Origin of the sequence: Chryseobacterium mucoviscidosis (genome assembly GCF_002177115.1) — a bacterium.
In the GTDB taxonomy this organism is placed as follows: domain Bacteria; phylum Bacteroidota; class Bacteroidia; order Flavobacteriales; family Weeksellaceae; genus Chryseobacterium; species Chryseobacterium mucoviscidosis.
In genome coordinates, this window is the sequence record NZ_MVAG01000024.1 from 1 (window position 1) to 26,932 (window position 26,932).

Here is a 26,932-nt window from a genome sequence, read left to right on the forward strand (position 1 = left end):
TAAAACTAAATATATTCATCTTAAACAATTGACTATACGCAAATTTACTAAATTTAGGTGAAATTACGGATATTCAAAAAAAATTTAAACAGACTCTTATGATAAAAAAAATCGGTCATTTTTTGATCGATTTTTTATTGTATGTGTTCATTTCGATTTAAAAACAGAGGAATTTAAAACAAAAACTAAAATTCTACCATCCTCCTGAAGCACCACCGCCTCCGAAACTTCCGCCTCCTCCGAAGCCGCCAAAACCGCCTCCTCCTCCGCCGGAACTTCCACCACCAAATCCACCTCCGCCAAAGCTGCCTGGAAAAGGGAAAAATCCACCCGGATAATTTCTGCGGCCTCTTCTGGAAAGGATCACATCGTCATCATCATAATTTCCGCCGCCTTTTCCTCCTCCTTTGTTTCCGAAAAGGATGGCAATAATGATGAAGATAACAAATGCAATAATGATAATTTTAAAAATACTTCCGTCTCCATTTCCGCTTTCACGATTGTTCAAAGGTTTAAATTTCCCCTGAACCGCTTCCATAATTGCCGATGTTCCTCCGTTGATACCTTCGTACCACTCGCCTTGCTTAAAATGGGGGGTAACAATATAGTCTAAGATCTGTCCTGCAACAGATGCGGTAAGGTATTGTTCCACCGCTCTTCCCTGTTGGATAGCCATCGTATGATCTTCCGTTGCAATAAGAAAAACGATTCCGTTATCCACATCTTTTTTTCCGATCCCCCATTTCTCGCCAAACATCGTTGCCAGAAAATTAATGTCTTCTCCTTTTGTGGAAGGAATAATAACCACTTCAATCTCTGTAGAGGTAGAATCTGCAAATGCGATCAGTTTTTTATTAAGCGCATCTTTTTCCTCCTGCTTCAGAAGATTGGCATCATCATAAACAGGATACAGAACGTCTGGTTTTGGGGGAATGGTATATTGTGCCGATACAAAAGTGTAAAAGCATACCAGTAAAAATGAAAAAACTATTTTAAGAGAACGTAATTTCATTAGGAAGTTCGTTGTGGTTTTCTCCTGTTACAGGAAAATATTTTTTTAGTTCCAGACCGGTTTCCAGAATTCCGCTTTTTAAAGCCTGATAATAATTTCCTTTGGCAAATTCAGACGTAATATAGTCGTGCAGATGATCCCAGTAAGATTGGCTTACTTTTGCATGAATTCCGGTATCTCCGATGATGGTAAGATATTTCTGTTCGAAATTGACATGAAAAAGCACCGCATTTCTTTCTTTGGTTTTGTTCAGGCATAACTCTTCAAAAACTTTGAAAGCAATTTTTGCATTGTCTTCATCCGTATTTGAATCGATATGCACTCTGATCTCGCCGGTAGAATGCTCTTCTGCTGACTGAATAGCTTCCACAAGGGAAGCTATCTGCTGATTTGTTAAGAAACTGGTTGCCATTATTCTGAGAATACTTCAGGTGCCTTTTCTGCTCCTGCTTCCGCTTTGAACAAAGGTTTTTCTTTAAAGTTGGTGAAATTCGCCAGAATATTATTCGGGAATTGCTTTATAGATACATTATAATCTTTTGCTGCATCATTGTAGTAAACAGTTTCTGTTCTGATGCTGTTTTCTATCGCGATATACTCTCTCTGGAAATTAATGTATTGCTGATCTGCTTTTAAATTAGGATAAGATTCCACCACTGCCATCAATCTGCTTAAAGCTCCGGATAATTCTCCCTGTGCAGCCTGAAATTTAGCAATATCCTGCTCAGTCATATTGGTAGGATCAATATTGATAGAAGTTGCTTTGGAACGTGCCTCAACAACTTTCGTTAAGGTTTCCTGCTCGAATTTGGAATAAGATTTTACCGTTCTTTCAAGATTCGGGATAAGATTTGCTCTTTTCTGATAAACTGTTTCTACGTTAGACCATTTTGCATTAACCGTCTGTTCTTTGTCTACAAAGCTGTTGTAGCCGTTTTTGCCCCAGAAGAAAATAACTGCGACAATAATAAGAAGAGCGATACCAATAGTTCCTGCGCTCAGACAACCTTTATTTTTCATAGTTTGAATTTTTTTAATATGTTTTGTGCTAACCAAATATACAAATTATGTGCTAATTTTGTAAAAATTTATTTTAATGACAACAATTGTGGTGGCAATGGGAGAGAAGAACGAAATTGGTTTTGAAAATCAGTTGCTTTGGCATCTTCCGAAAGATCTGAAACACTTTAAAGAAATCACTTCGGGGCATCCGGTGATCATGGGAAGAAAGACATATGAAAGTATCGGGAAACCGCTTCCCAACCGTACCAATATTGTTGTGTCCAGAAAAACCGACTGGTTCGAAGAAGGAATTTTAATCGTCGGAAGCATCAAAGAAGCCGTAAAATTCGCTAAAAAAATTGACGAAGAAGTTTTCATCATCGGAGGTGGTAAAATCTATGAACAGACGATGGATGTCGTTGATAAACTGGAAGTAACTTTGGTAAAAACAGATCTTGAAGCAGATACTTTCTTTCCAAAGATCGATCCAAGGATCTGGAAAAAAACAGAGGAAATCTGCCATGAAAAAGACGAAAAAAACCAGTATGATTTCTGTTTTCAAACGTTTGAAAGAGTTTAATGTTTAAAGTTCTCAGTTCAGGATTTAATACAAAACTTTAGACTCTGAACCTTAAACTTTGAATCTTAAATTTCTTATCTTTGCACTTCTAAAATTTAATAATGAATAAATATATAAAAATTGCAGTTGCGGCGGTTCTTATTCTTTTAGGACTGTATATGATGTTCTTTACGAGAAACTTAGGCTGGGGAATCGTTGTGTTCCTTCTGGCTGCAGCACCTATTCTGCTTTTCTTTAAAAATGAATATATTCTTTTGGCTTTCTGGCAATTAAGAAAGCAAAATATGGAAAAAGCAGGTGAGTGGCTTAAAAATATTACAGATTACAAAAACCAGCTTCATAAAACGCAGTATGGATATTTTCACTATTTAATGGGATTAACTCAAGCTCAGGATCATCCTACAAAAGTGGAACCTTTCATGAAAAAAGCTTTGGAATATGGTCTTAACATGAAGCATGACAGAGCTATGGCAACTTTAAATCTAGCAGCCGCAGCAATTTCTAAAGGAAGAAAACAGGAAGGACAAAAACTTCTGGACGAAGCAAAACGATTAGACAGTGCAGGAATGATGACCGACCAGATTAAAATGATGAAGGAGCAACTGAAAATGCCAACGATGCAGAAACATATGCATAACCCGAATATGAGAAACAGAGGTAAATTCTTTTAATGAATAACTCCAGTAAAAATAACAAAAGCATCTAATTTTTTAGGTGCTTTTTATTTTGCGAATTTAGGAGGTGGAGGTGGAGGTTCTGGTGATTTGAAGAATGTATCATTAGGATAAATTTTCTTACGGAGTAATCCGAAACGATCTAATTTTTCAAGATTATCTCGCAGACCATCACTGTAAAAAGATTTTGCTTGGGCTTTGTTTTTATAATGAATGCTTACAATTGCAGAATTTGTTTCCGTTTTTGGTTTATTTTCTTTGGATAAATATTTAAAATAATTCTCAAAGCTCAATTGATTTTTATTGCTTGCTTGGTAAACTATTTTTGGTAATGTCTGTTCTCTTTTTTCAAATGAACTTATTTCCGAATAGGTCTGAAGAAATACAGTATCTTTTTGTTTGATAAAAGTATACAATTCATGAGATAAAAATAAACAGGCTGAATGATTTACACTTACTTCAATAGTATCACCATTTTCCATTTTGTCTGAAAATTGATATAAATCTTTTTCTAAATCAAAATTACTCTCTTGCTGACAAGAGAGGAGCAATAAGAAAATGAAAAAAGAAATGCATTTTTTCATACATTACATCTCAGAGTTATTCTCATACCCATAAAATTTCGGGATCTGCCAATGATATTTCACGGCTAAAGTTCTTATGGATACAATTAAAAGAATCGTGAAAATCTGAACGATAGTATAAGTTAAAGTAGTAAATTTTGTCAATAGTAAAAAAGCAGAACCTCCCACAATACAGGCGGTTGCATAAATTTCTTTCCTGAAAATTAAAGGAATTCTGTTGAGCAATATATCCCTGATAATTCCACCGAAACAACCTGTAATTGTTCCCAACCCGATACAGATTAATGGATGAATATCTGCATTTAAACCCTTCTGAACACCAATAATGGTAAACAATCCTAATCCAAAACTGTCAAAAATAAATAAAGTTACCCTGAAATTTTTTTCAAAAGATTTAAAAATCATGGTGAAAATACTGGTCAGAATAATCAATGCACACGTAAGCAAATCATGCATCCAGAAAACCGGAATATCAAGCAGAAGATCTCTCACGGTTCCACCACCGACAGAAGTTACAAAAGCAATAATCAGCACACCGAAAGGATCGAGCCGCTTTTGCATCGCCGCAAAACTTCCCGACATCGAAAATGATATCGTTCCCAAAACTTCTATGGCAAAATTGAACTGTTCGTGCATGTTTTATGGGTAATGAGTAATTGGTAATAAGTAATATGATTATAGTATTGTATTTTGAGATAATTTAAATTTATAAGCAGTCATTACTTTTACCAATTCATCACATTCTGATCTTAAATGTGAGATTTTTCCGGAATCTAAATATTCCAGCTCATCAATTATTTCTAACCAGAATTGAGTTTCATCAATTTCTTCTACAACAATGCAAATTTTAGCAAATCTTTCCTTTTCGGATCTTGCTCTCGCGACTGCTCTGTAATTAGCAGCTACAGAAGTTGCTGATCTTATAATTTGTTTTCTTATAACTGAAAGATCATCAGAATAAGGTAATGGTGATAACGATTTAATAATCGAAATCGAAAAATCTTTAGTTCGATCTCTAAACACCTGATTAAAATCCATAGTTGTAAAAATTACTCATTACCAATTACTCATTACTTATAATTGCACTCTCACCGAATCCGGAACCAAGAGCTCATATTCTCCGCCGTGATTGATGATTTCCCTTACAATGCTGCTGCTGATGAAAGACTTTCCTGAAGACGTTAACAAAAATACCGTTTCCAGTTTTTTGTGGGCTAAAGTTCTGTTGGTGTGGGCAATGGCTTTTTCAAACTCAAAATCAGCAGGATTTCTTAAACCTCTGATGATGTATTGTGCATTTTTTTCGAAGCAGTAATCAACGGTTAATCCTTCAAAATAATCCACTTCCACATTTGGGAATTCTGCAACGGAATTTTGGATGAATTCCATTCTTTTTTCCAGCGGAAACATATATTTTTTCTGGGAATTCTGCCCGATCGCAATTATCAGTTTATCAAAAAGCGGTGCCGCTCTTTCTATAATATCATAATGTCCTAAAGTAATCGGATCGAATGACCCCGGAAAAACAGCAATTTTCATGCGTATAAAAGTTATAAGTTATAAATTATGAATGATGAGGGTAGAAATGTAGAAATCTAAACTTCCAGCTTTTATCCTCAATCTTCCATCCTTTTAATTTTTTTGTAAAGCTTTTTCAACCTCGTTTCCACAAAGATCTGTGATGGAAATTCCGTAGATTTTTGCCTGTTGCGGAAGAATACTTGCGGGAGAAAATCCCGGATTGGTATTCATTTCCAGCATGTAAGGAATTCCGTCCATCAGAATATATTCACTTCTTGAGAAACCACTCATCCCAAGAGAATTGTAGGCTCTTTTTGCGATTTCTTCTACGCGGATTCTTGTTTCATCGTCGATTCTTGCAGGCGTAATTTCCTCAGAAGCTCCTTCGTATTTGGCTTCATAATCGAAAAATTCGTTGGTAGGAACGATTTCTGTAATTCCCAGAACAATTGTTTCTCCTTTATAATCGATTACTCCCACAGAAACTTCCATTCCGTCGAGGAAACTTTCAATTAAAATTTCGTCATCTTCTTTAAATGCGATCTCGGTTGCAGCAAGGAATTCAGCCTTTTCTTTCACTTTAGAAATTCCCAAAGATGATCCCGACTGATTGGGTTTCACAAAAACAGGCAAGCCAAGAGTTTCTATAATTTCGTCAACCTTAATTTCTTCTCCTTTTCTTAAATAAACACTCTTCGCAGAAGGAATTCCGTATTTTGAAAGTACCGCTAAAGTATCTTTTTTATTGAATGTTAAAGCACTCTGATAAAAATCGCATCCCGTGTATTTCTGTCCGATCGCGTCCCAATACGCCTGAAGAATTCCGTTTTCGCCCGGTGTTCCGTGGATGATATTGAAACATACATCAAATTTCAATGGGGCATTGTTATCTAAAGTCACAGAAAAATCGCCTCTGTTTATGGGGAATTTCTGCTCATTTTCGCCTAAAAAATACCATTCATCTTTCAGGATAACTACTTTATATACATCGTAAAGATTTCTGTCTAAGGAATCGTAGATTAATTGTCCGCTTTTCAATGATACAACATATTCGTCTGAATAGCCTCCCATCACTACGGCAACTTGTTTTTTGCTCATTTTTGTTTAGTATCAATTAAGGCAAATTTAATGATTTTATACAACGCGTAAACCTAAAACCTGAAATTTTAAAATCAAAAGTGAAATGTGTTAAATTAAAAGCACATTCTAAAATTATTAGTTATATTTGCTGTCTAATTATAGTCATTTTAAGTATGCTTAAATCACTTTTCAATTGGAAAGTTTTACTGAACTTAGTCGTAGCCATCGGTGTTTTTGTGGGGTTGGTTTGGCTTACGTTTCGTTGGTTAGAATATCATACCAATCATGGTCAGGAAATTCCCGTTCCAAATATTGTTAATAAAACTGTACAGGAAGCCATCAAAGTATTGGATGATTCGGGATTGGAATATGAAGTAGATAGTGCTGAATATAATCCTAAATACAGACCTTTTCAGGTGTTACAGGTGTACCCGGTTCCGGGTTCCCGTGTAAAAGACGGAAGAGCAATTGTTCTAAGAGTAAATCCAAGAACCTGGGCTAAAGTTGAGGTTCCGGATGTGATTAATAAATATTCAGGTCTTGCTTTCCAGCGTCTGGAACAGGTGGGTCTGAAAGTTGGAGACACCATCTTCGAGCCAAGTATTCAGAAAGATGCAGTTATCCGAATTTTATATAACGGAAATGAAGTAAAACCAAAAACTAAACTGGCGAGATTCTCTGTGGTGGATGTCGTTATTGGTTCAGGACCATTACGAAACATTGCGATTCCTAATGTTGTAGGATTAACAGTGAAAGAAGCGAGACAGGTCATTGCAAGAAGTATGTTTGAAGTAGGTCTTGTAGATCATGAAGACGGAAGCAAGGATGAATCCGATGTTATCTATTATCAGGATCCTGCAGCCGGAGATGTCCGGGATCAGGGAATGCAGATCGATCTTTGGGCAAGTAAGAAAACATTGGCTGAACTGAGTGCAAAAATCGAACAGCTAAATTCTACCTATAGAATGAAAGTAGACACCGCTCTGCCTCCGATCCAGTATCAGGAAATGCCTTCACGTCAGGAGCCGTCACAGGATATTCCTCCGCCGCCTGTAACTCCGAGAAGAGAAAATCCTAAACCATCTACAGATGCGATAAAGACAGATGCTTCTAAAAGTACAGTAAAATCAACGACATCAGTAACCGAAAATAAACCAAAAACTACTACTTCCAATACAGGTAGTAGTTCTGGTAATAATACATCAGTAAATAAAACTGCTGCGACGACTTCTGCAAAACCTGCAGAAAAGCCGAAAGCTAAGAAGATGGTTATAGAATAAAACTATAAATATTATAAAAAATACAGGCTTCAACTTTCATTATGTTGAAGCCTTTTGTATAAAAGATAAAACAATGGCAGAAGATAACGAAGATTTTTTGGACGAAGAATTATTAGATCAGAACAGTATCGATAATCTTGATATTGATGAGGAAAATAAAGGATTGTATGAGCACCTTAACATCACGGTAGACAAAAGTCAGGAACCGTTGAGGATCGACAAGTTTTTATTGATTTTCCGTCAGAATTCTTCCAGAAATAAAATTTCACAGACCTGCAGAGCGGGAAACGTTATTGTAAACGGTGTTGCGGTGAAGCAGAATTACCGGGTAAAACCGGGAGATCAGATTTCTGTACTTTTGGCACATCCTCCGAGGGAAAATGTTATCATTTCGCAAAATATTCCTATCAATATTGTATACGAAGATGATGATCTTATCGTTGTAGATAAAGATCCGGGAATGGTAGTGCATCCGGGATTCGGGAACTGGGACGGAACTTTGGTGAATGCTTTGGCGTACCATTTTGAGCAAAATGGCGAAAAATCTGATCTCGACAGGGTAGGACTGGTGCACAGAATTGATAAAGACACCTCCGGATTACTGGTTGTTGCAAAAAACGAATATGCGCTGAGCTTTTTGGCAAAACAATTTTTCGACAGAAAAACCAAAAGGTTGTATTGGGCATTTGTTTGGGGAAATGTGCAGGACGATGAAGGTACAATAAGAGGTCATATCGGTCGTCATCCGAAAAACAGGATGCAGATGCACACCTATGAAGACGGAAGTCAGGGAAAGCATGCTGTAACGCATTACAAGGTTTTAGAAAGATTTAAATACATGACCTGGGTAGAATGTAAGCTTGAAACCGGAAGAACCCACCAGATCAGAGCGCATTTCAAACATATTGGTCATACTTTATTCAATGATGAAAGATATGAAGGGCATACCCCTCTCCGTGGAGTGAATCTTCCTAAGTATAAGCAGTTTATAAAAAATGTCTTTGAGATTTTACCCAGACACGCGCTTCATGCCCATACTTTAGGATTTATACATCCTACTACCAAGAAGGAATTATATTTTGAAAGCCCAATGCCGAAAGATATGGCGGATGCTGTAAAAAAATGGAGAAATTATTTAGAAAACTAAAAATATATTGAGAATTTTTTTATATTTGTTGAATTGAAATCAAGATTTGTTATGAGAAAACTATATGCTATCGTATGTTTAGCTCTTTTGTCAAATGCATACAAAGCACAAGAAACTTTACCGTACTATCAACAATATCTTTTAGACGGTGAGTTTTTGTTCAACCCGGCACAATACGGAAAGACCGACTATGTGCAGCTTAATCTTAACTATCAGCAGCAATTTTCTAAGTTCAGTGAGTCTCCAAACGTTCAGTCGGTAGGGATCAACGCGAACATTTTTGATAGAGTGGGAGCAGGTTTATCTGTATTCAGAGACAGCAACGGCCCTATTTCTGCAGGTGGTATTACAGCGGGTGCTTCATATTTTATTCCTCTTAGCAGCGACGGAGACAGAAAAGATCAGTTCTCTTTCGGTACAAGCGTTAGCTTCTACAATATGAATTTTGATTATTCAAAGATTAATACGCAGGATGCTTCAGATCCATTATTGCAGGGAAGTGAAAGTAATATCTTCATGGCTTATGCAAACTTCGGAGCACAGGCAACTTACAAAAATATTTTCGCTGGAGTTTCAGTTAACGATATCGCACTTACCAACGATGAAGCGATCGTAAACGGACGTGAGCCTTCTCCAATTAAGTTCTTCTTAAACTTAGGGTATGACTGGCATGTAGGTGATAACATCTATTTCACACCTTCAGCTTTAATCAACCTGAACACAAACTCTACAAGAACGATTGATTATAACTTAATGGCAACGTTCTTTAACGATATCAATGCATTCTCTTTCGGGGTAAGCTACAGATCTGTTCAGAACAGATTCGACAGTCAGCAATTACAAATCGCTCCGGTTGTAAAAGTAAGATTCAACAAATTCATGATTGGAGCTACTTACAACTTAGGTTTGTCTGATATTCAGGAATATGGAGGAAACAGTTTCATGATCGGGTTAGGATATAACTTCGATAACTTCATTAACCACAGAGGTTATAGATATTAATTGATTTAATTTAAATAAATTTGAGCTCTGAATTTTTTCAGAGCTTTTTTTATGATTTACATTCACATTCCGTTTTGCAGGCAAAAGTGCAGCTACTGCAATTTCCACTTTTCTACATCTTTGAACTTTAAGGATGAAATGCTGGCTGCGATGAAGAAAGAAATCTTTCTCCGAAAAAATGAATTGCAAAACAAAAACTTACAGTCACTCTATTTTGGTGGCGGAACACCTTCCATTCTTTCGTCGGATGAAATCAAATCTTTAATTGATGAGGTATTAAAACATTTTACTTTTGAAAAGGATATCGAAATTACTTTAGAAGCCAATCCCGATGATTTGGATAAAAACTTCCTGAAAGGACTGTCGGAATCTCCTATAAACAGATTATCAATCGGGATCCAAAGTTTTTTTGAAGAAGATCTGAAATTAATGAATCGGGCACACACTGCAAACGAAGCCGAAGATTCCATCAAAAGAGCCCAGGATTTTGGTTTTGAAAATTTAAGCATTGATCTAATTTACGGTTCACCAACTTCCAATCTGGAAATCTGGAAAGAGAATTTAAATAAAACCATTGCGCTTGAAGTTCCGCACATTTCTTCTTATGCTTTAACGGTTGAGCCGAAAACGGCTTTAGAAAACTGGATCTCAAAAGGAAAAGTAAAAAGCCCGAAGGAAGAAGAACAAAACAGAGAATTTTACTACTTATCGGATTTTCTGAAAGATAATGGTTTTGAGCATTATGAAGTTTCCAATTTTGCCAAACCCGGATTTTACTCAAGACACAATTCTTCCTACTGGAAATATAAAGAATATCTGGGAATTGGTCCTTCTGCTCATTCTTACAACGGTTTTGATGTCAGAAGCTGGAATGTCGCGAACAATCAGCAGTATATCAAAAAATTAAACTCAAATCTTTTGGCTAAAGAAGAGGAATTTCTTTCGCAAAACGATCAGTTTAATGAAATGCTCATGATTGGTTTAAGAACAATATGGGGTGTTGATCTGGAAAGCTTAAAGGAAAAATTTAATGACAGCATTTTAGAACATTTTCAGAATGAAATCAAATCAAAACTGGAAGAAGGAATTCTGGTAACAGAAAATAACCACCTTAAAATTCCGGAAAAACACTGGTTTATGGCAGACGGAATTGCTTCGGATCTGTTCATCGTCTAAGATGAAAGTCTAAAGCCGGAAGTCGGAAGAACGGTTTGTGAAAAACTTATAACATCCATATTTTGCATCCAACAATTTCACTATTTTTGTATAAAATTTCAGCTCAATTTTGAAAACTAAAAAGCAGGATTATTCGCATCTTTCCCAGAAGCAGCCTATCGGAATTTTCGATAGCGGAGTGGGCGGACTTACAGTTGCCAAAGAAATAAAAAGACTTCTTCCAAACGAAGATCTGATCTATTTCGGCGATACCAAACATCTTCCGTATGGTGAAAAATCGAAGGAGGCGATTATCGAATATTCTACAAAGATCACCAATTTTCTGTTGGAGCAAAACTGTAAAGCGATTGTTATTGCCTGCAACACAGCAACGGCAAATGCGCTGAATGAAGTGATGCAGTCTGTTGCGGGAAAAGTTCCTGTGATTGACGTAATTAATCCGGTTGCAGAAAAAGTATCCTATGAAATCCATAATAATGTGGGTGTCATTGCAACGAAAGCTACTGTGAATTCGGGATTGTATAAAAAAAGCATCAGAAAGCACAATAAATGGATCAAGGTGGATGAACTGGCAACGCCTTTATTGGTTCCTGCCATTGAGGAAGGTTTTAAAAATCATCCGATTACGCATGCGATTATCTACAATTACTTAAGCAACAGTAAATTAAAGAATATTGAGACCTTAATTCTGGGTTGTACGCATTATCCGTTGCTGATTGATGAAATCAAGCAATATTACGGAAATCGTGTCCGTGTGATTGATTCTCCGAATATTGTCGCCAATCATTTAAAAATCATTCTGGATAAGTATCATCTGCTGAATGAGCAGAATCCGAAACCGAATTACCATTTCTATCTTTCAGATTTAACGAAAAATTTCGAAAAAATCTCAAAGAAATTCTTCGGGAAAACCATCGATTTAGAATTGAAAGTATTATAAAAAACAAAAGCTGTCTCAATTTGAAACAGCTTTTTCTATATAAGATTCTTTAACGCAAAGATTTATTTTTCAAAGTTTATTTTTAGTGAGCTAAGAATTAATCAATTGAAAATTGATTTTATAAAGCATACTTCATAAGCGACTTTGTCGCCACTCTTTGCTCTCTTAAATAATTTCGGGGATTATATTAATCTTTGCATTTAAATAAATTAAATTTCCAAAATTACGTGCTGTCTTTCCAGTCTTCTTTTCGGGGTATGAACCGGCTGATTTTTATCTTCTTCAGACTTTACTCCAATCACTACTGCAAAAACACTTTCGTATTTTTCGTTCTTTAAAATCGCATCATACTTTTCAGTTTCAATTCCTTCCATCGGAGTAGAATCTATTCCCATATCTGCACACGCAGAAAGCAAAACGCCCAATGAAAGATAAACCTGATGTTTCAGCCATGATCTGATCTCCGCTTCTCCTTTCGGTTTTACAAAAGTTTTATAATAAGTTACCGAACCTTCCGGAAGATTTTCTTCAATCTGCTTTTCAAAATCTTCAGGGTTTTTCAGTGCCTGAAAAACGATAAGGTGACTTCCGTCCAATACTTTTTCCTTGTTAAAATAAGAAGCTTCGGCAAGCTGTATTTTTGTTTCCGGATCCGATACAAACACAAAATTCCATGGCTGACTGTTAATGGAAGATGGACTTAAATGCAGAATTTCTTTAAGCTGCTGAATCTGCTCTTCACTTATTGTACCTTGAGGATTATACTTTTTTACGGTATATCTCGATTTCATTTTTTCTAAAAAGCTCATAATTTTTATACTATATTTTTTATAGTTGCAAAATTAATGTATGTTTGATATATTTGCAATAACGGTCTAAAATGATAGTATGAAAAAAATGTATTCCATAGATAATAAAGAATATCCGTGCTGTACAACAGTTACCATGAGATTTATCGGCGGAAAATGGAAAGCGGTCATTTTGTTTTATCTGATTGATGGAGCAAAAAGATACAACGAGCTAAGAAAATTAATTCCCACAATTACAGAAAGAACGTTAAGTTTACAGCTAAAACAGCTTGAAGAAGATCATATTATCGACAGAAAGGTGTACACAGAAAAGCCGCCTTTAATGGTGGAATACACTTTAACGGATTTCGGGAAAACGTTGCTTCCTCTTTTAAAAGAAATTGCAAAATGGGGCGAAAGTGCGGTTGTTTCTTCTGAAAAAGTAAAAATTGTTTAAAACAAAAAATCAGGAAAATTATTCCTGATTCTGTATTTCTGTAGTTTCTTCCTTATTCGGTTCAAAAAAGCTGAAACTTACATTTCCGTATTTTCGGGTATCGATTAAATTCGGATGATCAAATTTCATTCGGCTTTGGTGTTCTATCACTAGAATTCCGTTTTCCTTCAGGTATTTATTGTTTAAAACCAGAGAAATAATTTCCTGATACTTTTTTTCTTCCATTTCGAAAGGAGCATCGGAAAAAACGATTTCAAAAGATTTTTTGTTTCTGAATTTCTTCAGCCAGTCGAAAACATCACCCCGCTGAACATTCACCTGCAGACTGAATCCAAGTTCAGAAGCGGTAGAATTAAGAAAAGACGTATGTTTCGGATTCATTTCTACGGACGTAATATCCTGACATCCTCTTGAAGCAAATTCAAACGAAATAGAACCGATTCCCGCAAAAAGATCCAGCACGGAAACCGACTGCATATCGTAGGTGTTTTCCAGAATACTGAAAAGTGCTTCTTTGGCAAAATCCGTGGTCGGTCTTACATCAAAATTCTTCGGAGCGGCGATTTTTTTGGCTTTCCATTTGCCGGATATGATTCTGTACATAATTGATAGGTTTTAGATTGTAGTAAAAGATTGCAGATAAACTAAAACCTGCTATCTGATCTTCTGCAACCTAATTTAATATAAAATTTTTAGAAGGAATATTATCAAATACAATTTTCAGATTCTTTACGAATTTCTGAAGCTCTGAAATAAAGGTTTCATTCTCAGTAGTTTCTCCGTACGCGTAGAAATTGGTTTCATTGATCCCGAAACCGATTTTGCTTAACGTAAACATCACGAAATAAAGAAAATCGACCTCAGAATTAACATCCAGATTGTTGTATAAAATAATTTTTTTGTTGTCTATCGCGAAAAACTCACATTGATTATGATACAGGTTGATGTGAATTTCTTTGCTGTTTTTGTTATTAATGGAATTTAAAAACTTTTCACCGGAAAAATTAAACTGAACAGGCAGCGCGAGTTCTTTAATCTTTTTGTAAAAATGCTTCGGGAATGTATAATAAAACTGAATTTTAAACTTTTCATTAATCGAAAGCATTAGTTCTTCTTTCTCTTTATCCACAGGAGCGTTGAAGGCGATAAGATCGAATCCTGCTTCATGTTCCGAAAAACCTTCCGGCATCAACGTGAAATGATTGAGTGCGGAAATCACATGGATCTCATCAAATCTCTGCAGAAGAAGCACTTTATCCAGCATATCCGAAATAAAGTTTTCCGGAGATTCTTCATCCACGAAATACGATTTCTCTTCCACAATGCTCTTATTTTTAGCAATCTGGTAGATTAATCCGTCTTTGGTAAAAAGTAAATTAAGTATATTCATAATTTGATTCCTGCAAATTTAGTGAAATTCTACCATTACCGCACCCGATTGATGATGAAGTATTTCCTTATTATAAAAATCTACATTTGTCTGGCTTTCTAACGTATCGAATACCATTTTCTGCAAAACTCCGTCTCCGATTCCGTGTACGATTTCCAGCCTTTTCAGATTGTGTTTTCTGCAAAAGTTGATGGTTTCCACCAGTCTTTCTTTTTGGATGAAAAGTCTTTCAAAACTGGTATAATCATTTGGATTTTTAACTAAATTATGAAAATGAAGATCAAGAACCAAATGATTTTTCTGATGTGCTTTGGAAATTACCTTTTTCGGCTCCGCTTTTTTTATGATGGGGGTATTTTCATAAAAATCAGAAATTTTCGGAACCAGTTTCTCCTTCGGATATTGATGCGTAAAACCGTATTCATCTTTAAAAACCACGATATTTCCTTTCACGGAAGTAACCACCCCGCTTAAATCTTCATCTACCACAGAAACTTTATCACCAATTTTCATAGTACTGTCATTGCGAGGAACGAAGCAATCTCTTATTATTCTTAACTCCTCAATTTTTTTCTTAATGGTTTAAAAATTATTTTAAAACTTCGGTCCCAATTCAATAACCTCCAAATCCTTTATTTCCGTATCATCGATTACAAAACGCATCATCGTTCGCATTTTATGCCATCCCTGTTTTCCGCACGCTCCGGGATTCAGGTGGAGAAGATTGTTTTTTTCATCAAACATTGCCTTCAAAATATGAGAGTGTCCCGAAATAAACAGCTTCGGAGCTTTTTCAGCAATCTCCTGCTTTGCCAAAGGTGTATATTTTCCCGGATAACCGCCGATGTGGATCATAAGAACTTCTACATTTTCGCATCTAAAACGACTCACTTCCGGAAACTCGGAACGGATTTTTGCGTTGTCGATATTTCCGTAAACTCCTTTCAGTGGTTTTATCTTTTCAAGCTGCTCGATGACATCCATACTTCCGAAATCTCCGCCATGCCAGATTTCATCCGCCTGACTTGCATATTCTAAAGTGCGGTCGTCGATGTATGAATGAGAGTCGGAAAGAAGTAGGATTTTCGTCATTATTTAAAATTCTCTGCAAAGATAAGATTTGAAATTATTTTTTCTTAAGATTTATAAACATCTTTAATGTTAACTGTTCTTCTGTGAGATTTGAAATGATATAGTTTCCTTTTAAACTTACATTTGTGGTGAAATTGATATGAATGACAGAGTCTGAAATCTTTTCCCAACTTCCTTTTATCTTTTTAAATTTAAACTTCGGTTTTTTATCTTCTGAATAACAAATATTTTCAACCCAGTTGGCAATAACTTTTCCATCTTTACTAAGTCTAAAGTTTAATGTGTTCTTATCAGAATATTTGCTTTTTTCATAAACAGCATTTAGGTGTTCCGTATTCTTAAATTTCCATGTTTGAAATAAGTATGGATTATCGACCGTATTTTGACTTTTAATCAAATTAAAAGGAAGTTGTGTTAGTAGAAAAATATAAACTGAAGTTTTCATCACAATAAAAAAGTATTTTAACCGAAAATAAAGAATCTTTTTTTGAATTGATGAATCTTTACATTTAAATTTGAAAAGAGTTTAAACCGCTTTATTTACTACATTTGAAAAAAATTAAAAATGAAGCAGAAACTTTCTTTTTTCCTTCTTCTTTTATCGGTTGGTATTGCGAATGCGCAGGTTGAAGAGAAAAAACTGGATGAATTGGTCCAGAACACTTTAAAAACTTTCGACGTTCCGGGAATGTCGGTTGGTGTCATCAAAGACGGAAAAGTAATTTATTCCAAAGGTTTTGGGGTACGTTCCTTAACTTCCAAACAACCGATGGACGATACTACATTGGTCGGAATCGCCTCCAATTCCAAAGGTTTTACTTGTACTGCACTTGCCATTTTAGCAGACGAAGGAAAACTGAACTGGGACGATAGAGTTTCAAAATACATTCCTGAATTTCAGATGTACGATCCGTATGTTTCGCAGAATGTTACCATTAAAGATCTGGTAACACACAGAGCCGGATTAGGTTTGGGACAGGGAGATTTGATGTTCTTTCCGGAAGGCGGAAATTTAACGGTAAACGACATCGTTCACAACGTAAGATATTTAAAGCCTGAAAATCCTTTCAGAACAAATTTAGACTACAATAACATCATGTTTATTGTAGCCGGAGAAGTAATCCACAGAGTTTCGGGATTAAGCTGGGCAGAATTTATCGAACAGCGCATTATGAAACCTGTAGGAATGACATCCAGTTTCGGAAGTTATAACAGAGCCAAAGCCGTTGCCAACAAAATTGACGCTCATGCACCGGTAGACGGAAAAGCCATCGCTGTTCCTCACGACTGGAACGAAACAGCCAACGCAGCCGGAGGAATTATGAGTAACATTAAAGACATGACCATCTGGGCAGAATTCCTGTTGAATAATTTCACAACGAAAGACGGCAAAAAATTGGTTTCAGATAAAAATGTTCAGCAGTTGTGGAGTTTACAAATTCCGAGTAGTGTGGCGGCGAAAAATCCTTATGATACCAGTTTCTATGGATACGGAATGGGTTGGTTTTTAAGCGATGTGAAAGGTCATAAACAAATTCAGCATACAGGAGGACTGATCGGAACGGTAACGCAGTTTACGCTGATTCCGGATATGAAGCTTGGAATTGTTGTTTTAACAAACCAGCAATCGGGAGCGGCTTTCAACACGATTACCAATACCGTGAAAGATTCTTATCTGGGAATTGCAGACCGCAACTGGCTGAAAACCTACGGCGACCGGATGAAAAAAATGGAAGAAAGTTTTGATAAGCAGAAAAAAGAGGCTTTTGCAAAATCTGAAACATTTAAAAAAGATAAAAATTTACAGCCAAAACCGGAGCAGTTTGTAGGAATGTACAACGACCAATGGTTTGGTGATGTGGAAATTGCGCAGCAGGGAAGTATCTACAGAATTTCCTGCAAAAGTTCTCCACGTTTAAAAGGTGAACTTCTTCCGTATTCCAATAATTCATTCATCATTAAATGGGACGACAGAAGCTACGATGCCGATGCTTATATTATTTTTGATTATGATGAAACCGGAAAAGCTCAATCTGCAAGATTAAAACCCATTTCAGATGTTACAGATTTCAGTTTTGATTTTGATGATCTGGATCTGAGACGAAAATAATTCAGGAAAAATCATTCAATATGATTATCAATAGGGACGGGCTTTAGCCCGTCTTTTTGTTTGAAGTGGAGAAAAAGGCTTTAGCAAAATTATTGATTAAGTTTATTTAGGCTTTTTTTATAAGGGTTCAAAAAGTTTTTAACACTTAAGTCACAGAAGATTAAATAAAAAAAATGCGAATATTTTAGAACACATTAGTTTTTAAAAATCTTTGATTTTTATTCTTTTGAGGACTTTACATATTCTAATAACGCTTTAAAATCTTTTGCGACTTTTGTGGTTAAATTCACCATTCACAAATTTACTTTTCACCTACATTCTAAAACCACCCCGTCAAAAATTCTTTCGAATTTTCGCCACCCCTCCAGAGGAGGGGAATTTTTTACAGACGATTTATTTAATCTTTCCCGGATCGTAGAAAAACAGCAGTTTCTTTTTGGCTCCGTCGAATTCTGACCACGAATTGCAGTCGATCTCGAAACCGGCAACACCGCAGGTTGGAAAATGGAAAATATCTTCGGAAATGGAATTCGCAAAATTGGAAATTCCGTTGTTGTGAGAGAAAAAGGCAACCGATTCGTGGCTGTCGTCCAGATCGTAGATTACGGATTCGAAATTGCTTTCGGAAGGATTATAAAGTTTCTCATTCGTATTAATGCTGATCTGGTAAGCCTGGTTGAAAATTTTGCACGTATTCAGTGCGCGTACTGCGGGGCTCGATACAAAGTAATCGATCGCTACGTTATTGTTTTTCATGAATCGGGACATATGCATTGCTTCTTCCAAACCCTTGTCTGCCAAAGGTCTGTCAAAGTCTTCCGTTTCTTCCGGCCAGTCACTTTTCGCATGTCTTACGAGGATGAGTTTCTTCATAATTTTGTTTTTGAAGAATTAAAATTATAAAAAAATTAGCGGATTAAAACATTGATTTATAAAAAAAACTGTGTTTGGAATAAAATCATTAAAATTTACTAAATTTGCAAACCTATGGGACAAATCCTTGCAATAGACTACGGAAAGGCTCGTTGCGGCATCGCTGCAACGGATGATATGCAGATTATTGCGAGCGGTCTGGAGACGGTACAGACTTCATTAATTATTGATTTTCTGACGAAATATTTCGGTGAAAATCGGGTAGATGAAGTGGTAATCGGTCTTCCGACAGATTTAAAGGGGAATATATCTGAAGTGGAAACAGATATTTTAAAATTCATTGAAGTTTTTCAGAAAGAATTTCCGATGATAAAAGTACACCGCTTCGATGAGAGATTTACCTCCAAAATGGCTTCGTTTTTTATTTCCCAAAGCGGAAAGAATAAAAAGAAAAGACAGGAAAAAGGATTAATAGATAAAGTAAGCGCAACCATCATATTGCAGAATTTTTTAGAACAAAGAACAAGATGATTTTACCGATAAGAGCCTTTGGTGACCCAGTTTTAAGAAAAGTAGGGAAGGATATAGACAAAGATTATCCCGAGCTACAGGAGTTGATAGGCAACATGTTCGAAACCATGTACAGCGCCAACGGAATTGGTTTGGCTGCTCCACAGATCGGACTGGATATCCGTCTTTTTGTGATCGACGTAAGTCCTTTGGCAGAAGATGAAGATTATGAGGATATTAAGGATGAACTGGCAGAATTCAAGAAAGTATTCATTAATGCCAGAATTCTTGAAGAATCCGGAGAAGAGTGGAAATTCAACGAGGGATGTCTTTCTATTCCGGATGTAAGAGAAGATGTAAAAAGAAAAGGAACCATCGTGATCGAATATTATGACGAAAATTTTGTAAAACATACAGAAACTTTTTCCGATATTAGAGCCCGCGTAATTCAGCATGAGTACGATCACATAGAAGGAATTTTGTTTACAGACCATTTAAGCGCCTTGAAGAAGAAGCTTGTAAAAGGAAAACTGTCTAAAATTACTCAGGGTGATGTAAGCATCGGTTACAAGATGAGATTTCCAAAATAAAGTTTGAATTAAAATAAAAAAAATATTAAATAGCAAAAGGCGGAATGCCGATTGCAGAATTTACAAAAAATAAAATTATGCTGTTAGAAAAAATAATTTCAATTTCAGGAAAACCAGGACTTTTCAAATTAGTTTCACAATTAAGAAACGGATTTATTATTGAAGACGTTACCACGAAGAAAAAAGTAAGCATTGGAAACTCCAGTCAGGTAAGTTTGTTGGATAACATTGCGATGTTTACCTTTGATAAAGAAGTTCCGTTGTTCGAAGTTTTTGAAAATATTGCTAAAAACTACGATTACAAAGAAGCGATCCACCATAAAGCAACAGATGCTGAACTGAAAGAATTCATGACGGCTTCTCTTCCGAACTACGATACCGAAAGAGTATATGCTTCAGACATCAAAAAACTGGCGCAGTGGTACAACATCCTTCAGAAAGCGGGATACATTACGCCGGAAAGCTTCGTAAAAGCAGAGCCTGAAACATTGGAAGGTGAAGCAGCAACGGAAGACGTAAACGTAGAAAAAGAAGCGCCTAAAAAAGCGCCAAAAGCAGAAAAACCTGCAGCTCCAAAAGTAAAAGCAACTTCTGCTGCAAAATCTGCTCCTAAAAGCACCCACAGAAAGCAGGGATAATTCATTTACTTGAATTTAAAATATAAAACCTCGTCAGAAATGATGAGGTTTTTTTGTTGTTTGTGATGTAATGAAGAATATTTTATTAAAAATTCCGTATAAATACGGATTGCCGTAAACGTTGATAATTGCTTATTATTACATTTGTTTAATGATTGCTATAAATATTTTTGAATTTCTTTATATTGTAGATTAATTCTTGCATTGTCTAATGTTAAAAGTATTAAGTATAATAAATATAAAAATCAATGACTATGAAAAAAACAATTACTTTTTTAACTATTCTAATATCAATAATTACTATTCAGGCTCAAGAACAGATTAATTCATTGACTTATGATAATACTCAGGATATAAATTTTTTCAATTCTGTTAAAAATGGAACTCAAATCAAGGAATATATTACCAATAATAAAAATAGTGTTAAAGTAGGTGATACCTTAATATTAGGTGCTCCTACCTCTCAAGAGATGAATACAAGAACTTATTCAGGCAGCTATGGTAATAGAGCAAGAGGAGGGATAGCACAATCACGAAGTACTTCAAAGAAAACCTACGAATTTATACAATTGGGTAGACCCGCTGGATTTGGAAGTATTATGTCTGCTATGAATGGTGATGCGCAAAACATGGCAGATAACAGTTTGAAGAATACGAAAGTCATAGTGAATGAAATAAAAACATATCATAGAGGCAGTAAAAATAAACCATTATATGTAGTTATGATTTTAGGAGAAATAAATGGTAGAGCTTTTGGAATAAATAAATTTTTAAGTGTAATGGATACCGAATTGGGTATTGAGTCGGGAGAAATTCTTTTGAAAAACAGAAAAATGACAAGAGATGAAGCGATTGCAAAACTGAAAGAAGCAAAAGAACTATTAGAAATTGATATGATGAGCAAAGAAGAGTTTGAAGAATTAAAAAAAGAATTAGCCCCAATCGTTAATAACCAATAGTTCTATGATATGTTTTAGAAATATTTAGTAAAATTTTTTTTATTACAATTTTTGATTTTTATAAAAGTTTTTGCCACTGTTAGACTGTAATAAATAATCATAGATAAATTAAGAATTATTTAATGTTGATTTAAATAAAATATAATATTAGATTGAATATAAAATCTCAAAAAACGATAAAAATTTTAACTAATTAAAACAAAATTTTCACATTAAAAACATAATTATAATGAGTAATGATAGCATTTCAATTGGAAAAACTACTGATTCTTTTGAAGATCTTCAAATTTTAAGTAAAAAAGAGGCTGAAAAAATCTCAAAGACACTTGAGATTAGAGAAGGAGAAGAACTCAGATTTGGATTTTGGACTTCCGATTTTCCAGAATTAATTTGCGAAGCTTTGTTTCGCAAAAATGTAGAAGGTAACATAGAATTCGAACTAGATTTTGAACAAACAACATTATAAGCAAAAATACTCTTCTAAAAAAACTATATAGGAAATAAATAATCTCACAAAACGATAGAATTTTATAACTGAAATAATAAGTTTACATTATACATTAACCAAAAACTCCTGAAAACTCAGGAGTTTTTTATTCAATCCCCTCAATCTCCACAACCTCACTTTCCATCACCTTTGTTCCGGTTTCGTTGTAAACCTGCTTTACGGTTACTTTAATTCGGTCGTGTTGCGGAGTGGGGAAATCCATTAGTTCGGAAATATTTTTGTAACCGAATGCTTTTGCCAGTAATGCAATATGGCGAGTGGAATATTTATGATTTTCTTTTATATTTTCAACATTACCAACAAAACTTCTCGCTAAGCCCATTTTTAGGCTTAATTTCTCTTGAGATAATCCTTTTTCAATTCTCAACTTTTTAATATGATTGATAAGATCATAGTCAAATTGAGTTGTTTCAAACACGAAAGTTTTGTCCATATTAAAAAATATTACACCTATATATTGGTGTATTAAAAATTTATTCTTATATTTGTGTCAGCGAATTAGCAAAAGCCTCGAAAGACCAATTGAAAAGACGCATTCCGAGCCCACAACAAAAAGTACAGCACTTTTTCGTCGGTAAAAATGCGGTCTTTGGATAGGTTTCAGGTACAAATTTTCAAAATACACAGATGATGAAAAAGAAGATCTCAACCCTGCTGTTTTCAGCCCTTCCCGAATAAATGGAGTTCTGCTGCAAAACCAACAACAGCGCTACACCGAGACTGCCCGCAAACGCAGGAAGTCGGAGTACGGTTTTACCCAAAAACCTTTACCCTTCGAAATTCCTTTACGGCAAAAGGAAAGCCGAAGTACGCTAAAAATCACCCTTAAAAGTACTGGCTTTCTTTTAATTTTCCAAATTATTTTCATCCCGAAAGGAATTTAAAAAATGCAAAAGGTTTCTCTGCCAAAGATCGGGAAGCGCTGTTGTTCCATTTGGCAAACTTTTGCCATCAAAACAAACGGATTTTAGAATTTTTTAAAGGGCTTGTTTAAGCTTTTTTATAAATAAAAATATTCTTGTTGGAAAACGCGAAGGCGCAAAGTTTTTTTATACATATCAAATATTTTAAGGCGCAAGAAAATCAAAGATTTTCTTTTATAATGTTGATGAAGAATTTTATCGCAGATAAAATCCTTGCGTCTTAAAGCATACTATTTTAAAACAACTTCGCGCCTTTTCGAAAATCCAACCTGTTGAAATCCAATCTGTTAAAATCCAAAAAACGATAACCCAAAAACAGACTCATGAAAAAGAAAAAAACAGATTTCGAAGCCAAATTCTGGTCAGGAACGAGAAAACATACCGCCATAAGTTTACTGGAAACCTTTTTCCAGTTCAATGATCTTGCTGCAACGAAAGAAACCCTCAATGAAATGGTACAATCTTCAGTACAGAAAAACACCCGAATTGCAAAAGAACCCGCCGAAATTTTCTATTTGTACCAATCGTTACGGTCATTCATTCTCGTTGCTCATCACATCGCAAAAAAAGGTAAAAAAGGGAAGTTTAAAAACTCAACGGAAATCAGTTTTCCCAAAACAGCAATAAGCCTTTCAGAAAAAGAATATCGGAATCCGTTGCGCGTATTTCAGAACGCTTTTAAAGTCTGCACTTTGCAGGATTTTGATGATTTTCTGTCGGCAACAGCTTACTTCTCATTAGGAGATTTCAGTTGTGACACTGAAAAGAAGATCATCATTCCTTACTTCCAGCTCATAAAATTACTGGAAGCCGCTCCGCTTATTGTGGAAAATCGCTATAAAAGTATGAAGGGATAAGGTTGGTTGAGCGTAATCGGTTGGCTGAGCGGAGCCGAAGCCAACCGCAGACTGTAATGACTTGTAATGTTGGCTTCGGCTCCGCTCAGCCAACTGCAATGGTCTGTAAAATAAAACGAAGAATCAAAATGGAACGAGTAAAACCGTTGGCTTCGGCTCCGCTCAGCCAACTATGATGGTCAGTAGAATAAACTCAAAATCATAATGGGATGAGCAAAACTGTTGGCTTCGGCTCCGCTCAGCCAACTATGATGGTCTGTAGAATAAAACCAAAAATCATAATGGGAGGAGCAAAACCGTTGGCTGAGCGGAGCCGAAGCCAACGACAACCCTCATTTATTTCAGGACAGAAGAACTTTCACAAAGATTTCCCGTAAATTTGTAAGACTTGAATTCTCAATTATGAATACCAAACAGGAAAAACTGGAAGCTTTCGGAAGATTATTAGACATTATGGACGATCTGCGCGAAAAATGTCCGTGGGATCAGAAACAGACGCTGGAATCGCTCCGCCATTTAACGCTGGAAGAAACTTACGAACTTTCGGATGCCATTTTGCAGAATGATTTGCAGGAAATAAAAAAGGAGTTGGGAGATGTGCTGCTTCATCTGGTTTTCTATGCCAAAATAGGCTCTGAGAAAGGCAGTTTCGATATTGCGGATGTCATTAATTCTTTGAACGAAAAATTAATTTTCCGCCATCCTCACATTTACGGAGACACGGAAGTGAAAGACGAAGAGGAAGTAAAACAGAACTGGGAAAAACTGAAACTGAAAGAAGGCAACAAATCTATTCTCGGCGGTGTTCCGAAAAGTCTTCCGAGTCTGGTAAAAGCCTACAGAATTCAGGATAAGGTAAAAGGAATCGGTTTCGAATTTCATGATGCGGAAGATGCGTGGAAAAAAGTGGATGAAGAAATTCAGGAATTTCATGCGGAAACTGATCTGGATAGAAAAGAGCAGGAATTGGGCGATGTATTTTTCTCATTAATCAATTATGCCAGAATTTCAGGAATCAATCCCGATTCTGCACTCGAAAGAACCAACCTTAAATTCATTTCAAGGTTTCAGAAAATGGAAACTTTAGCTTCAGAACAGAATCTGAATCTTGCCGATCTTTCTCTGGAAGAAATGGATGTTTTGTGGGAAAAAGCTAAACGTTTACAGTAAATGAAGGTACAGAACCCGACGCAGAACAGATTTCAGTATCTCTTGGAGTTTAAGCAGACGGAAAGGAAATGGCATTTTCCTTTTCTTGCCGCGCTTTGTATCGGAAGCTGTCTTTTCATCGGATATTTTTTAGGAAAACCGAATTACGGCGCGCTTTCGAGTTTGGGCGCTTTAACGATTTTATATTTTACTTCGGTACCGATTACACAGAGAATGATTCATCTCGCGATTTGTGCTTTCGGAATTGTTTTCTCTTTTACGGTAAGTTCTTTTTTCGGGTTTAATATTTATTTTGCCGTGCTGTCGGTTGCCGTTATTTCTTTTCTGGCGCATTTTATTTCTTCGTATTTTAAAATTCCGCCGCCGGGAAATTTTTTCTTCATCATGGTCGCAGCAATGGCAAGTACCTATAAGTTTGATCTGGAAATGATCCCCACAAGAGTAGGACTGGTTGCAATGGGAGCGATACTTTCCTGTTCCTTTGCTTTTCTGTACTCCGTTTTTATTGAAAAAAGCAAAGTGGTAACCGTACCGAGAAGAAGTTTCAACAAAAGAAGATATACAAAATTTGTAGAAAGCACCATCATCGGTTTTTTTATGGCGCTTACTTTAATCATTGGTCATCTTCTGGAATTTAAAAATACTTATTGGATTTCCATCGCGGCAGTCGCCATTATGCAGGGAAGGAATTTTGAACACGTCCGACAGAGAAATATGCACAGAATTCTGGGAACTTTCATCGGAATTGGTTTGGCATTGGTGATTCTGCTTTTTAATCCCGAAAAGATCATCATGATCGTTATCATTACCGTTTTACAGTTTATTATTGAATTGTTAATTGTAAGAAACTACGGTTTTGCGGTGGTTTTCATCACGCCTTTAACGATTCTTCTGGCGGAAACGGCAAGTGAAATTCATCATGATGTGGAAATTTTAATGAAGGCAAGATTATTGGATACCATTATCGGAAGTCTTATTGGTTTGGCGGCAGGATTTTTCCTCCATCATCAGCAGATTATTAATAAATTAGAGAAAAATATAAGGTTCTCTTATTTTCAGTTTAAAAAATTAAAAAAATAAATATGTTGCGCATCGTCGTTTTATCGTCATTTTTACTGTTGAGCTGTAATCCAAAAGCTCAGGAAGCTCCCAAAACCGATGATCTGAAGGTTGAATTTTCTTTGCCTAAAAAACTAAAGGAAGTTTCCGGTATTACTTTGTCTCAGGATAGCAATACAATCTGGGCAATTGAAGATCAGGGAAATAAAAACGTTATTTACGGAGTAGACCGAAAAGGAAACCTTACGAGTGATGTTCTGGTAGAAAATGCAGAAAACCACGACTGGGAAGATATTACCAAAGATGCAGCCGGAAATATCTACATCGGCGACTTTGGAAATAATGAAAACGACAGGCAGAATTTATCGATTTTAAAAGTTGATTTAAAAGATGCCTCCCAAAAATCCACAAAAGTTACCCAAACCACAACATTTCATTACGAAGGACAGACGGAATTTCCGCCAAAGAAATCCAACTGGCTATACGATTGCGAGGCTTTCGTAGAGATGAATGGAAATTTCTACCTTTTCACCAAAAACAGAAGCAAAGGTTTCGACGGCACTTTTTTAGTTTTTCAGGTTCCTAACAAAGCAGGAGATTTTGAAGCAAAACTGATCGGGAAACTGAAACTTGATGGAGGATACAGCGATGCTGCAATTACTTCCGCAACCATCAACAGCACGAAAGATAAAATTGTTCTTCTGAACCATAAAAATATCCAGATCCTCACTGGTTTTTCAGCAGATGATTTCAGCAAGACCAAGATTGAAAAAGTTTCACTCAACCACAATTCTCAAAAAGAAGCCGTTGTATTTGCTGATGATAAAACACTGCTTATCGCCGATGAAAAGGATGGGAAAGAAGGCGGAAATGTGTATCAGTTTAGTTTAAAATAAATGAATTTAGACGGATACGTCATGCAGAATGATGTCATACTTAAAGGATCTCAACAACGCATTTTCAATAATGAACACTATATTTTAATTGCCTGTTTTTATCAAAAAGACTTC

At 35.8% G+C, this 26,932-nt stretch carries 34 protein-coding genes; 18 read left to right on the plus strand and 16 right to left on the minus strand.

The features are described 5' to 3' along the window. Nucleotides 1-193: 193 nt before the first annotated feature. From B0E34_RS00180 to B0E34_RS00190, 3 genes are read right to left on the minus strand one after another with little or no spacing between them, the layout of a single operon-like run. Nucleotides 194-1,012: a TPM domain-containing protein gene (locus tag B0E34_RS00180; protein ID WP_087705771.1), complete on the minus strand. Its 819-nt coding sequence runs from the start codon at nucleotides 1,010-1,012 to the stop codon at nucleotides 194-196. Beyond that, the gene (locus B0E34_RS00185) at nucleotides 993-1,424 is read right to left on the minus strand and encodes a TPM domain-containing protein (protein WP_087705773.1); all 432 of its coding nucleotides are present in this window, start codon (nucleotides 1,422-1,424) and stop codon (nucleotides 993-995) included. Before B0E34_RS00185 ends, B0E34_RS00180 begins: the two co-directional genes overlap by 20 nt. Next, on the minus strand, nucleotides 1,424-2,032 hold the full coding sequence (locus B0E34_RS00190) for a LemA family protein (protein ID WP_087705775.1): 609 nt from the start codon (nucleotides 2,030-2,032) through the stop codon (nucleotides 1,424-1,426). Before B0E34_RS00190 ends, B0E34_RS00185 begins: the two co-directional genes overlap by 1 nt. A gap of 76 nt (nucleotides 2,033-2,108) precedes the next feature. On the opposite strand from B0E34_RS00190, the gene B0E34_RS00195 reads away from it, so the two are divergent. Together B0E34_RS00195 and B0E34_RS00200 are read left to right on the plus strand one after the other, a co-directional pair. Further along, nucleotides 2,109-2,594, plus strand: coding sequence for a dihydrofolate reductase (locus tag B0E34_RS00195; protein WP_087705777.1), 486 nt, complete (start codon nucleotides 2,109-2,111; stop codon nucleotides 2,592-2,594). Nucleotides 2,595-2,695: 101 nt separating this feature from the next. Beyond that, complete coding sequence (locus B0E34_RS00200) at nucleotides 2,696-3,265, plus strand: hypothetical protein (RefSeq protein ID WP_087705778.1); 570 nt, start codon at nucleotides 2,696-2,698, stop codon at nucleotides 3,263-3,265. Nucleotides 3,266-3,315: 50 nt separating this feature from the next. Here B0E34_RS00200 and B0E34_RS00205 read toward each other — a convergent pair whose 3' ends face one another. From B0E34_RS00205 to B0E34_RS00225, 5 genes are all read right to left on the minus strand, one after another. Further along, entirely contained in the window at nucleotides 3,316-3,852 is a 537-nt protein-coding gene (locus tag B0E34_RS00205) for a hypothetical protein (RefSeq protein ID WP_087705780.1), read from the minus strand. A gap of 3 nt (nucleotides 3,853-3,855) precedes the next feature. Further along, nucleotides 3,856-4,488 (minus strand): trimeric intracellular cation channel family protein, encoded by a 633-nt coding sequence (locus B0E34_RS00210; protein WP_076393091.1) that lies wholly within the window; start codon nucleotides 4,486-4,488, stop codon nucleotides 3,856-3,858. Between the two features lie 39 nt (nucleotides 4,489-4,527). Next, nucleotides 4,528-4,890, minus strand: coding sequence for a four helix bundle protein (locus tag B0E34_RS00215; protein ID WP_087705782.1), 363 nt, complete (start codon nucleotides 4,888-4,890; stop codon nucleotides 4,528-4,530). Between the two features lie 36 nt (nucleotides 4,891-4,926). Beyond that, nucleotides 4,927-5,391, minus strand: coding sequence for a pantetheine-phosphate adenylyltransferase (gene coaD / locus B0E34_RS00220; RefSeq protein ID WP_076393087.1), 465 nt, complete (start codon nucleotides 5,389-5,391; stop codon nucleotides 4,927-4,929). Nucleotides 5,392-5,484: 93 nt separating this feature from the next. Next, the gene (locus B0E34_RS00225; protein ID WP_076393085.1) at nucleotides 5,485-6,471 is read right to left on the minus strand and encodes a D-alanine--D-alanine ligase; all 987 of its coding nucleotides are present in this window, start codon (nucleotides 6,469-6,471) and stop codon (nucleotides 5,485-5,487) included. A 155-nt stretch (nucleotides 6,472-6,626) separates the two neighbouring features. On the opposite strand from B0E34_RS00225, the gene B0E34_RS00230 reads away from it, so the two are divergent. The 5 genes from B0E34_RS00230 (at nucleotide 6,627) to murI (ending at nucleotide 11,998) form a co-directional block, all read left to right on the plus strand. Then, nucleotides 6,627-7,733, plus strand: a complete 1,107-nt coding sequence (locus tag B0E34_RS00230; RefSeq protein ID WP_087705784.1) for a PASTA domain-containing protein — start codon at nucleotides 6,627-6,629, stop codon at nucleotides 7,731-7,733. Nucleotides 7,734-7,806: 73 nt separating this feature from the next. Then, nucleotides 7,807-8,880 (plus strand): RluA family pseudouridine synthase, encoded by a 1,074-nt coding sequence (locus B0E34_RS00235; RefSeq protein ID WP_185117432.1) that lies wholly within the window; start codon nucleotides 7,807-7,809, stop codon nucleotides 8,878-8,880. A gap of 51 nt (nucleotides 8,881-8,931) precedes the next feature. Beyond that, nucleotides 8,932-9,882 carry a PorP/SprF family type IX secretion system membrane protein gene (locus B0E34_RS00240; protein ID WP_076393081.1) on the plus strand — a complete coding sequence of 317 codons (951 nt, stop codon included), beginning with the start codon at nucleotides 8,932-8,934 and terminating at the stop codon, nucleotides 9,880-9,882. Between the two features lie 51 nt (nucleotides 9,883-9,933). After that, entirely contained in the window at nucleotides 9,934-11,058 is a 1,125-nt protein-coding gene (hemW, locus tag B0E34_RS00245; protein WP_087705786.1) for a radical SAM family heme chaperone HemW, read from the plus strand. A gap of 109 nt (nucleotides 11,059-11,167) precedes the next feature. Further along, complete coding sequence (gene murI, locus B0E34_RS00250; protein ID WP_076393077.1) at nucleotides 11,168-11,998, plus strand: glutamate racemase; 831 nt, start codon at nucleotides 11,168-11,170, stop codon at nucleotides 11,996-11,998. A gap of 209 nt (nucleotides 11,999-12,207) precedes the next feature. Here the strand turns inward: murI and B0E34_RS00255 are convergent, their stop codons facing one another. Further along, nucleotides 12,208-12,807 (minus strand): nitroreductase family protein, encoded by a 600-nt coding sequence (locus tag B0E34_RS00255; protein WP_165762922.1) that lies wholly within the window; start codon nucleotides 12,805-12,807, stop codon nucleotides 12,208-12,210. An 88-nt stretch (nucleotides 12,808-12,895) separates the two neighbouring features. Here B0E34_RS00255 and B0E34_RS00260 point away from each other — a divergent pair, with 88 nt between their 5' ends. Then, on the plus strand, nucleotides 12,896-13,243 hold the full coding sequence (locus B0E34_RS00260; protein ID WP_087705857.1) for a winged helix-turn-helix transcriptional regulator: 348 nt from the start codon (nucleotides 12,896-12,898) through the stop codon (nucleotides 13,241-13,243). Between the two features lie 18 nt (nucleotides 13,244-13,261). On the opposite strand, the gene B0E34_RS00265 is transcribed toward B0E34_RS00260, so the two are convergent. The 5 genes from B0E34_RS00265 to B0E34_RS00285 form a co-directional block, all read right to left on the minus strand. Next, nucleotides 13,262-13,846 carry an RsmD family RNA methyltransferase gene (locus B0E34_RS00265; RefSeq protein ID WP_087705788.1) on the minus strand — a complete coding sequence of 195 codons (585 nt, stop codon included), beginning with the start codon at nucleotides 13,844-13,846 and terminating at the stop codon, nucleotides 13,262-13,264. Nucleotides 13,847-13,916: 70 nt separating this feature from the next. Then, the gene (locus tag B0E34_RS00270; RefSeq protein WP_087705790.1) at nucleotides 13,917-14,633 is read right to left on the minus strand and encodes a DUF3822 family protein; all 717 of its coding nucleotides are present in this window, start codon (nucleotides 14,631-14,633) and stop codon (nucleotides 13,917-13,919) included. An 18-nt stretch (nucleotides 14,634-14,651) separates the two neighbouring features. Beyond that, nucleotides 14,652-15,146: a Smr/MutS family protein gene (locus B0E34_RS00275; protein WP_076393067.1), complete on the minus strand. Its 495-nt coding sequence runs from the start codon at nucleotides 15,144-15,146 to the stop codon at nucleotides 14,652-14,654. Between the two features lie 81 nt (nucleotides 15,147-15,227). After that, nucleotides 15,228-15,725 (minus strand): metallophosphoesterase family protein, encoded by a 498-nt coding sequence (locus tag B0E34_RS00280; RefSeq protein ID WP_087705792.1) that lies wholly within the window; start codon nucleotides 15,723-15,725, stop codon nucleotides 15,228-15,230. A 34-nt stretch (nucleotides 15,726-15,759) separates the two neighbouring features. Then, nucleotides 15,760-16,170: a hypothetical protein gene (locus B0E34_RS00285; RefSeq protein WP_087705794.1), complete on the minus strand. Its 411-nt coding sequence runs from the start codon at nucleotides 16,168-16,170 to the stop codon at nucleotides 15,760-15,762. A gap of 120 nt (nucleotides 16,171-16,290) precedes the next feature. On the opposite strand from B0E34_RS00285, the gene B0E34_RS00290 reads away from it, so the two are divergent. After that, nucleotides 16,291-17,835 carry a serine hydrolase gene (locus tag B0E34_RS00290; RefSeq protein WP_087705796.1) on the plus strand — a complete coding sequence of 515 codons (1,545 nt, stop codon included), beginning with the start codon at nucleotides 16,291-16,293 and terminating at the stop codon, nucleotides 17,833-17,835. Nucleotides 17,836-18,228: 393 nt separating this feature from the next. Here B0E34_RS00290 and B0E34_RS00295 read toward each other — a convergent pair whose 3' ends face one another. After that, complete coding sequence (locus tag B0E34_RS00295) at nucleotides 18,229-18,708, minus strand: SixA phosphatase family protein (protein ID WP_087705797.1); 480 nt, start codon at nucleotides 18,706-18,708, stop codon at nucleotides 18,229-18,231. Between the two features lie 114 nt (nucleotides 18,709-18,822). Here B0E34_RS00295 and ruvX point away from each other — a divergent pair, with 114 nt between their 5' ends. The 5 genes from ruvX to B0E34_RS00320 all read left to right on the plus strand — a co-directional run bounded on the left by ruvX (nucleotide 18,823) and on the right by B0E34_RS00320 (nucleotide 21,871). Beyond that, nucleotides 18,823-19,239, plus strand: a complete 417-nt coding sequence (gene ruvX / locus B0E34_RS00300) for a Holliday junction resolvase RuvX (protein WP_087705799.1) — start codon at nucleotides 18,823-18,825, stop codon at nucleotides 19,237-19,239. Next, entirely contained in the window at nucleotides 19,236-19,808 is a 573-nt protein-coding gene (gene def, locus B0E34_RS00305) for a peptide deformylase (protein ID WP_087705801.1), read from the plus strand. The genes ruvX and def overlap by 4 nt, the downstream gene beginning before the upstream one ends. A 77-nt stretch (nucleotides 19,809-19,885) precedes the next feature. Continuing rightward, nucleotides 19,886-20,446, plus strand: coding sequence for a DUF5606 family protein (locus B0E34_RS00310; RefSeq protein ID WP_087705859.1), 561 nt, complete (start codon nucleotides 19,886-19,888; stop codon nucleotides 20,444-20,446). Between the two features lie 254 nt (nucleotides 20,447-20,700). Beyond that, a complete protein-coding gene (locus B0E34_RS00315) occupies nucleotides 20,701-21,405 on the plus strand; it encodes a hypothetical protein (protein ID WP_123956483.1) in 705 nt (234 codons plus the stop codon). A gap of 229 nt (nucleotides 21,406-21,634) precedes the next feature. Further along, nucleotides 21,635-21,871, plus strand: a complete 237-nt coding sequence (locus B0E34_RS00320) for a hypothetical protein (RefSeq protein WP_087705805.1) — start codon at nucleotides 21,635-21,637, stop codon at nucleotides 21,869-21,871. Nucleotides 21,872-21,998: 127 nt separating this feature from the next. On the opposite strand, the gene B0E34_RS00325 is transcribed toward B0E34_RS00320, so the two are convergent. Then, nucleotides 21,999-22,346, minus strand: coding sequence for a helix-turn-helix domain-containing protein (locus B0E34_RS00325; protein WP_087705807.1), 348 nt, complete (start codon nucleotides 22,344-22,346; stop codon nucleotides 21,999-22,001). Between the two features lie 813 nt (nucleotides 22,347-23,159). On the opposite strand from B0E34_RS00325, the gene B0E34_RS00330 reads away from it, so the two are divergent. From B0E34_RS00330 to B0E34_RS00345, 4 genes are all read left to right on the plus strand, one after another. Beyond that, nucleotides 23,160-23,693 carry a hypothetical protein gene (locus B0E34_RS00330; RefSeq protein ID WP_087705808.1) on the plus strand — a complete coding sequence of 178 codons (534 nt, stop codon included), beginning with the start codon at nucleotides 23,160-23,162 and terminating at the stop codon, nucleotides 23,691-23,693. 402 nt (nucleotides 23,694-24,095) lie between these two features. Further along, on the plus strand, nucleotides 24,096-24,863 hold the full coding sequence (gene mazG / locus B0E34_RS00335; protein WP_087705810.1) for a nucleoside triphosphate pyrophosphohydrolase: 768 nt from the start codon (nucleotides 24,096-24,098) through the stop codon (nucleotides 24,861-24,863). Continuing rightward, on the plus strand, nucleotides 24,864-25,943 hold the full coding sequence (locus B0E34_RS00340) for an FUSC family protein (RefSeq protein ID WP_087705811.1): 1,080 nt from the start codon (nucleotides 24,864-24,866) through the stop codon (nucleotides 25,941-25,943). Nucleotides 25,944-25,945: 2 nt separating this feature from the next. Beyond that, nucleotides 25,946-26,818 carry a hypothetical protein gene (locus B0E34_RS00345; protein WP_087705813.1) on the plus strand — a complete coding sequence of 291 codons (873 nt, stop codon included), beginning with the start codon at nucleotides 25,946-25,948 and terminating at the stop codon, nucleotides 26,816-26,818. Nucleotides 26,819-26,932 lie beyond the last annotated feature (114 nt).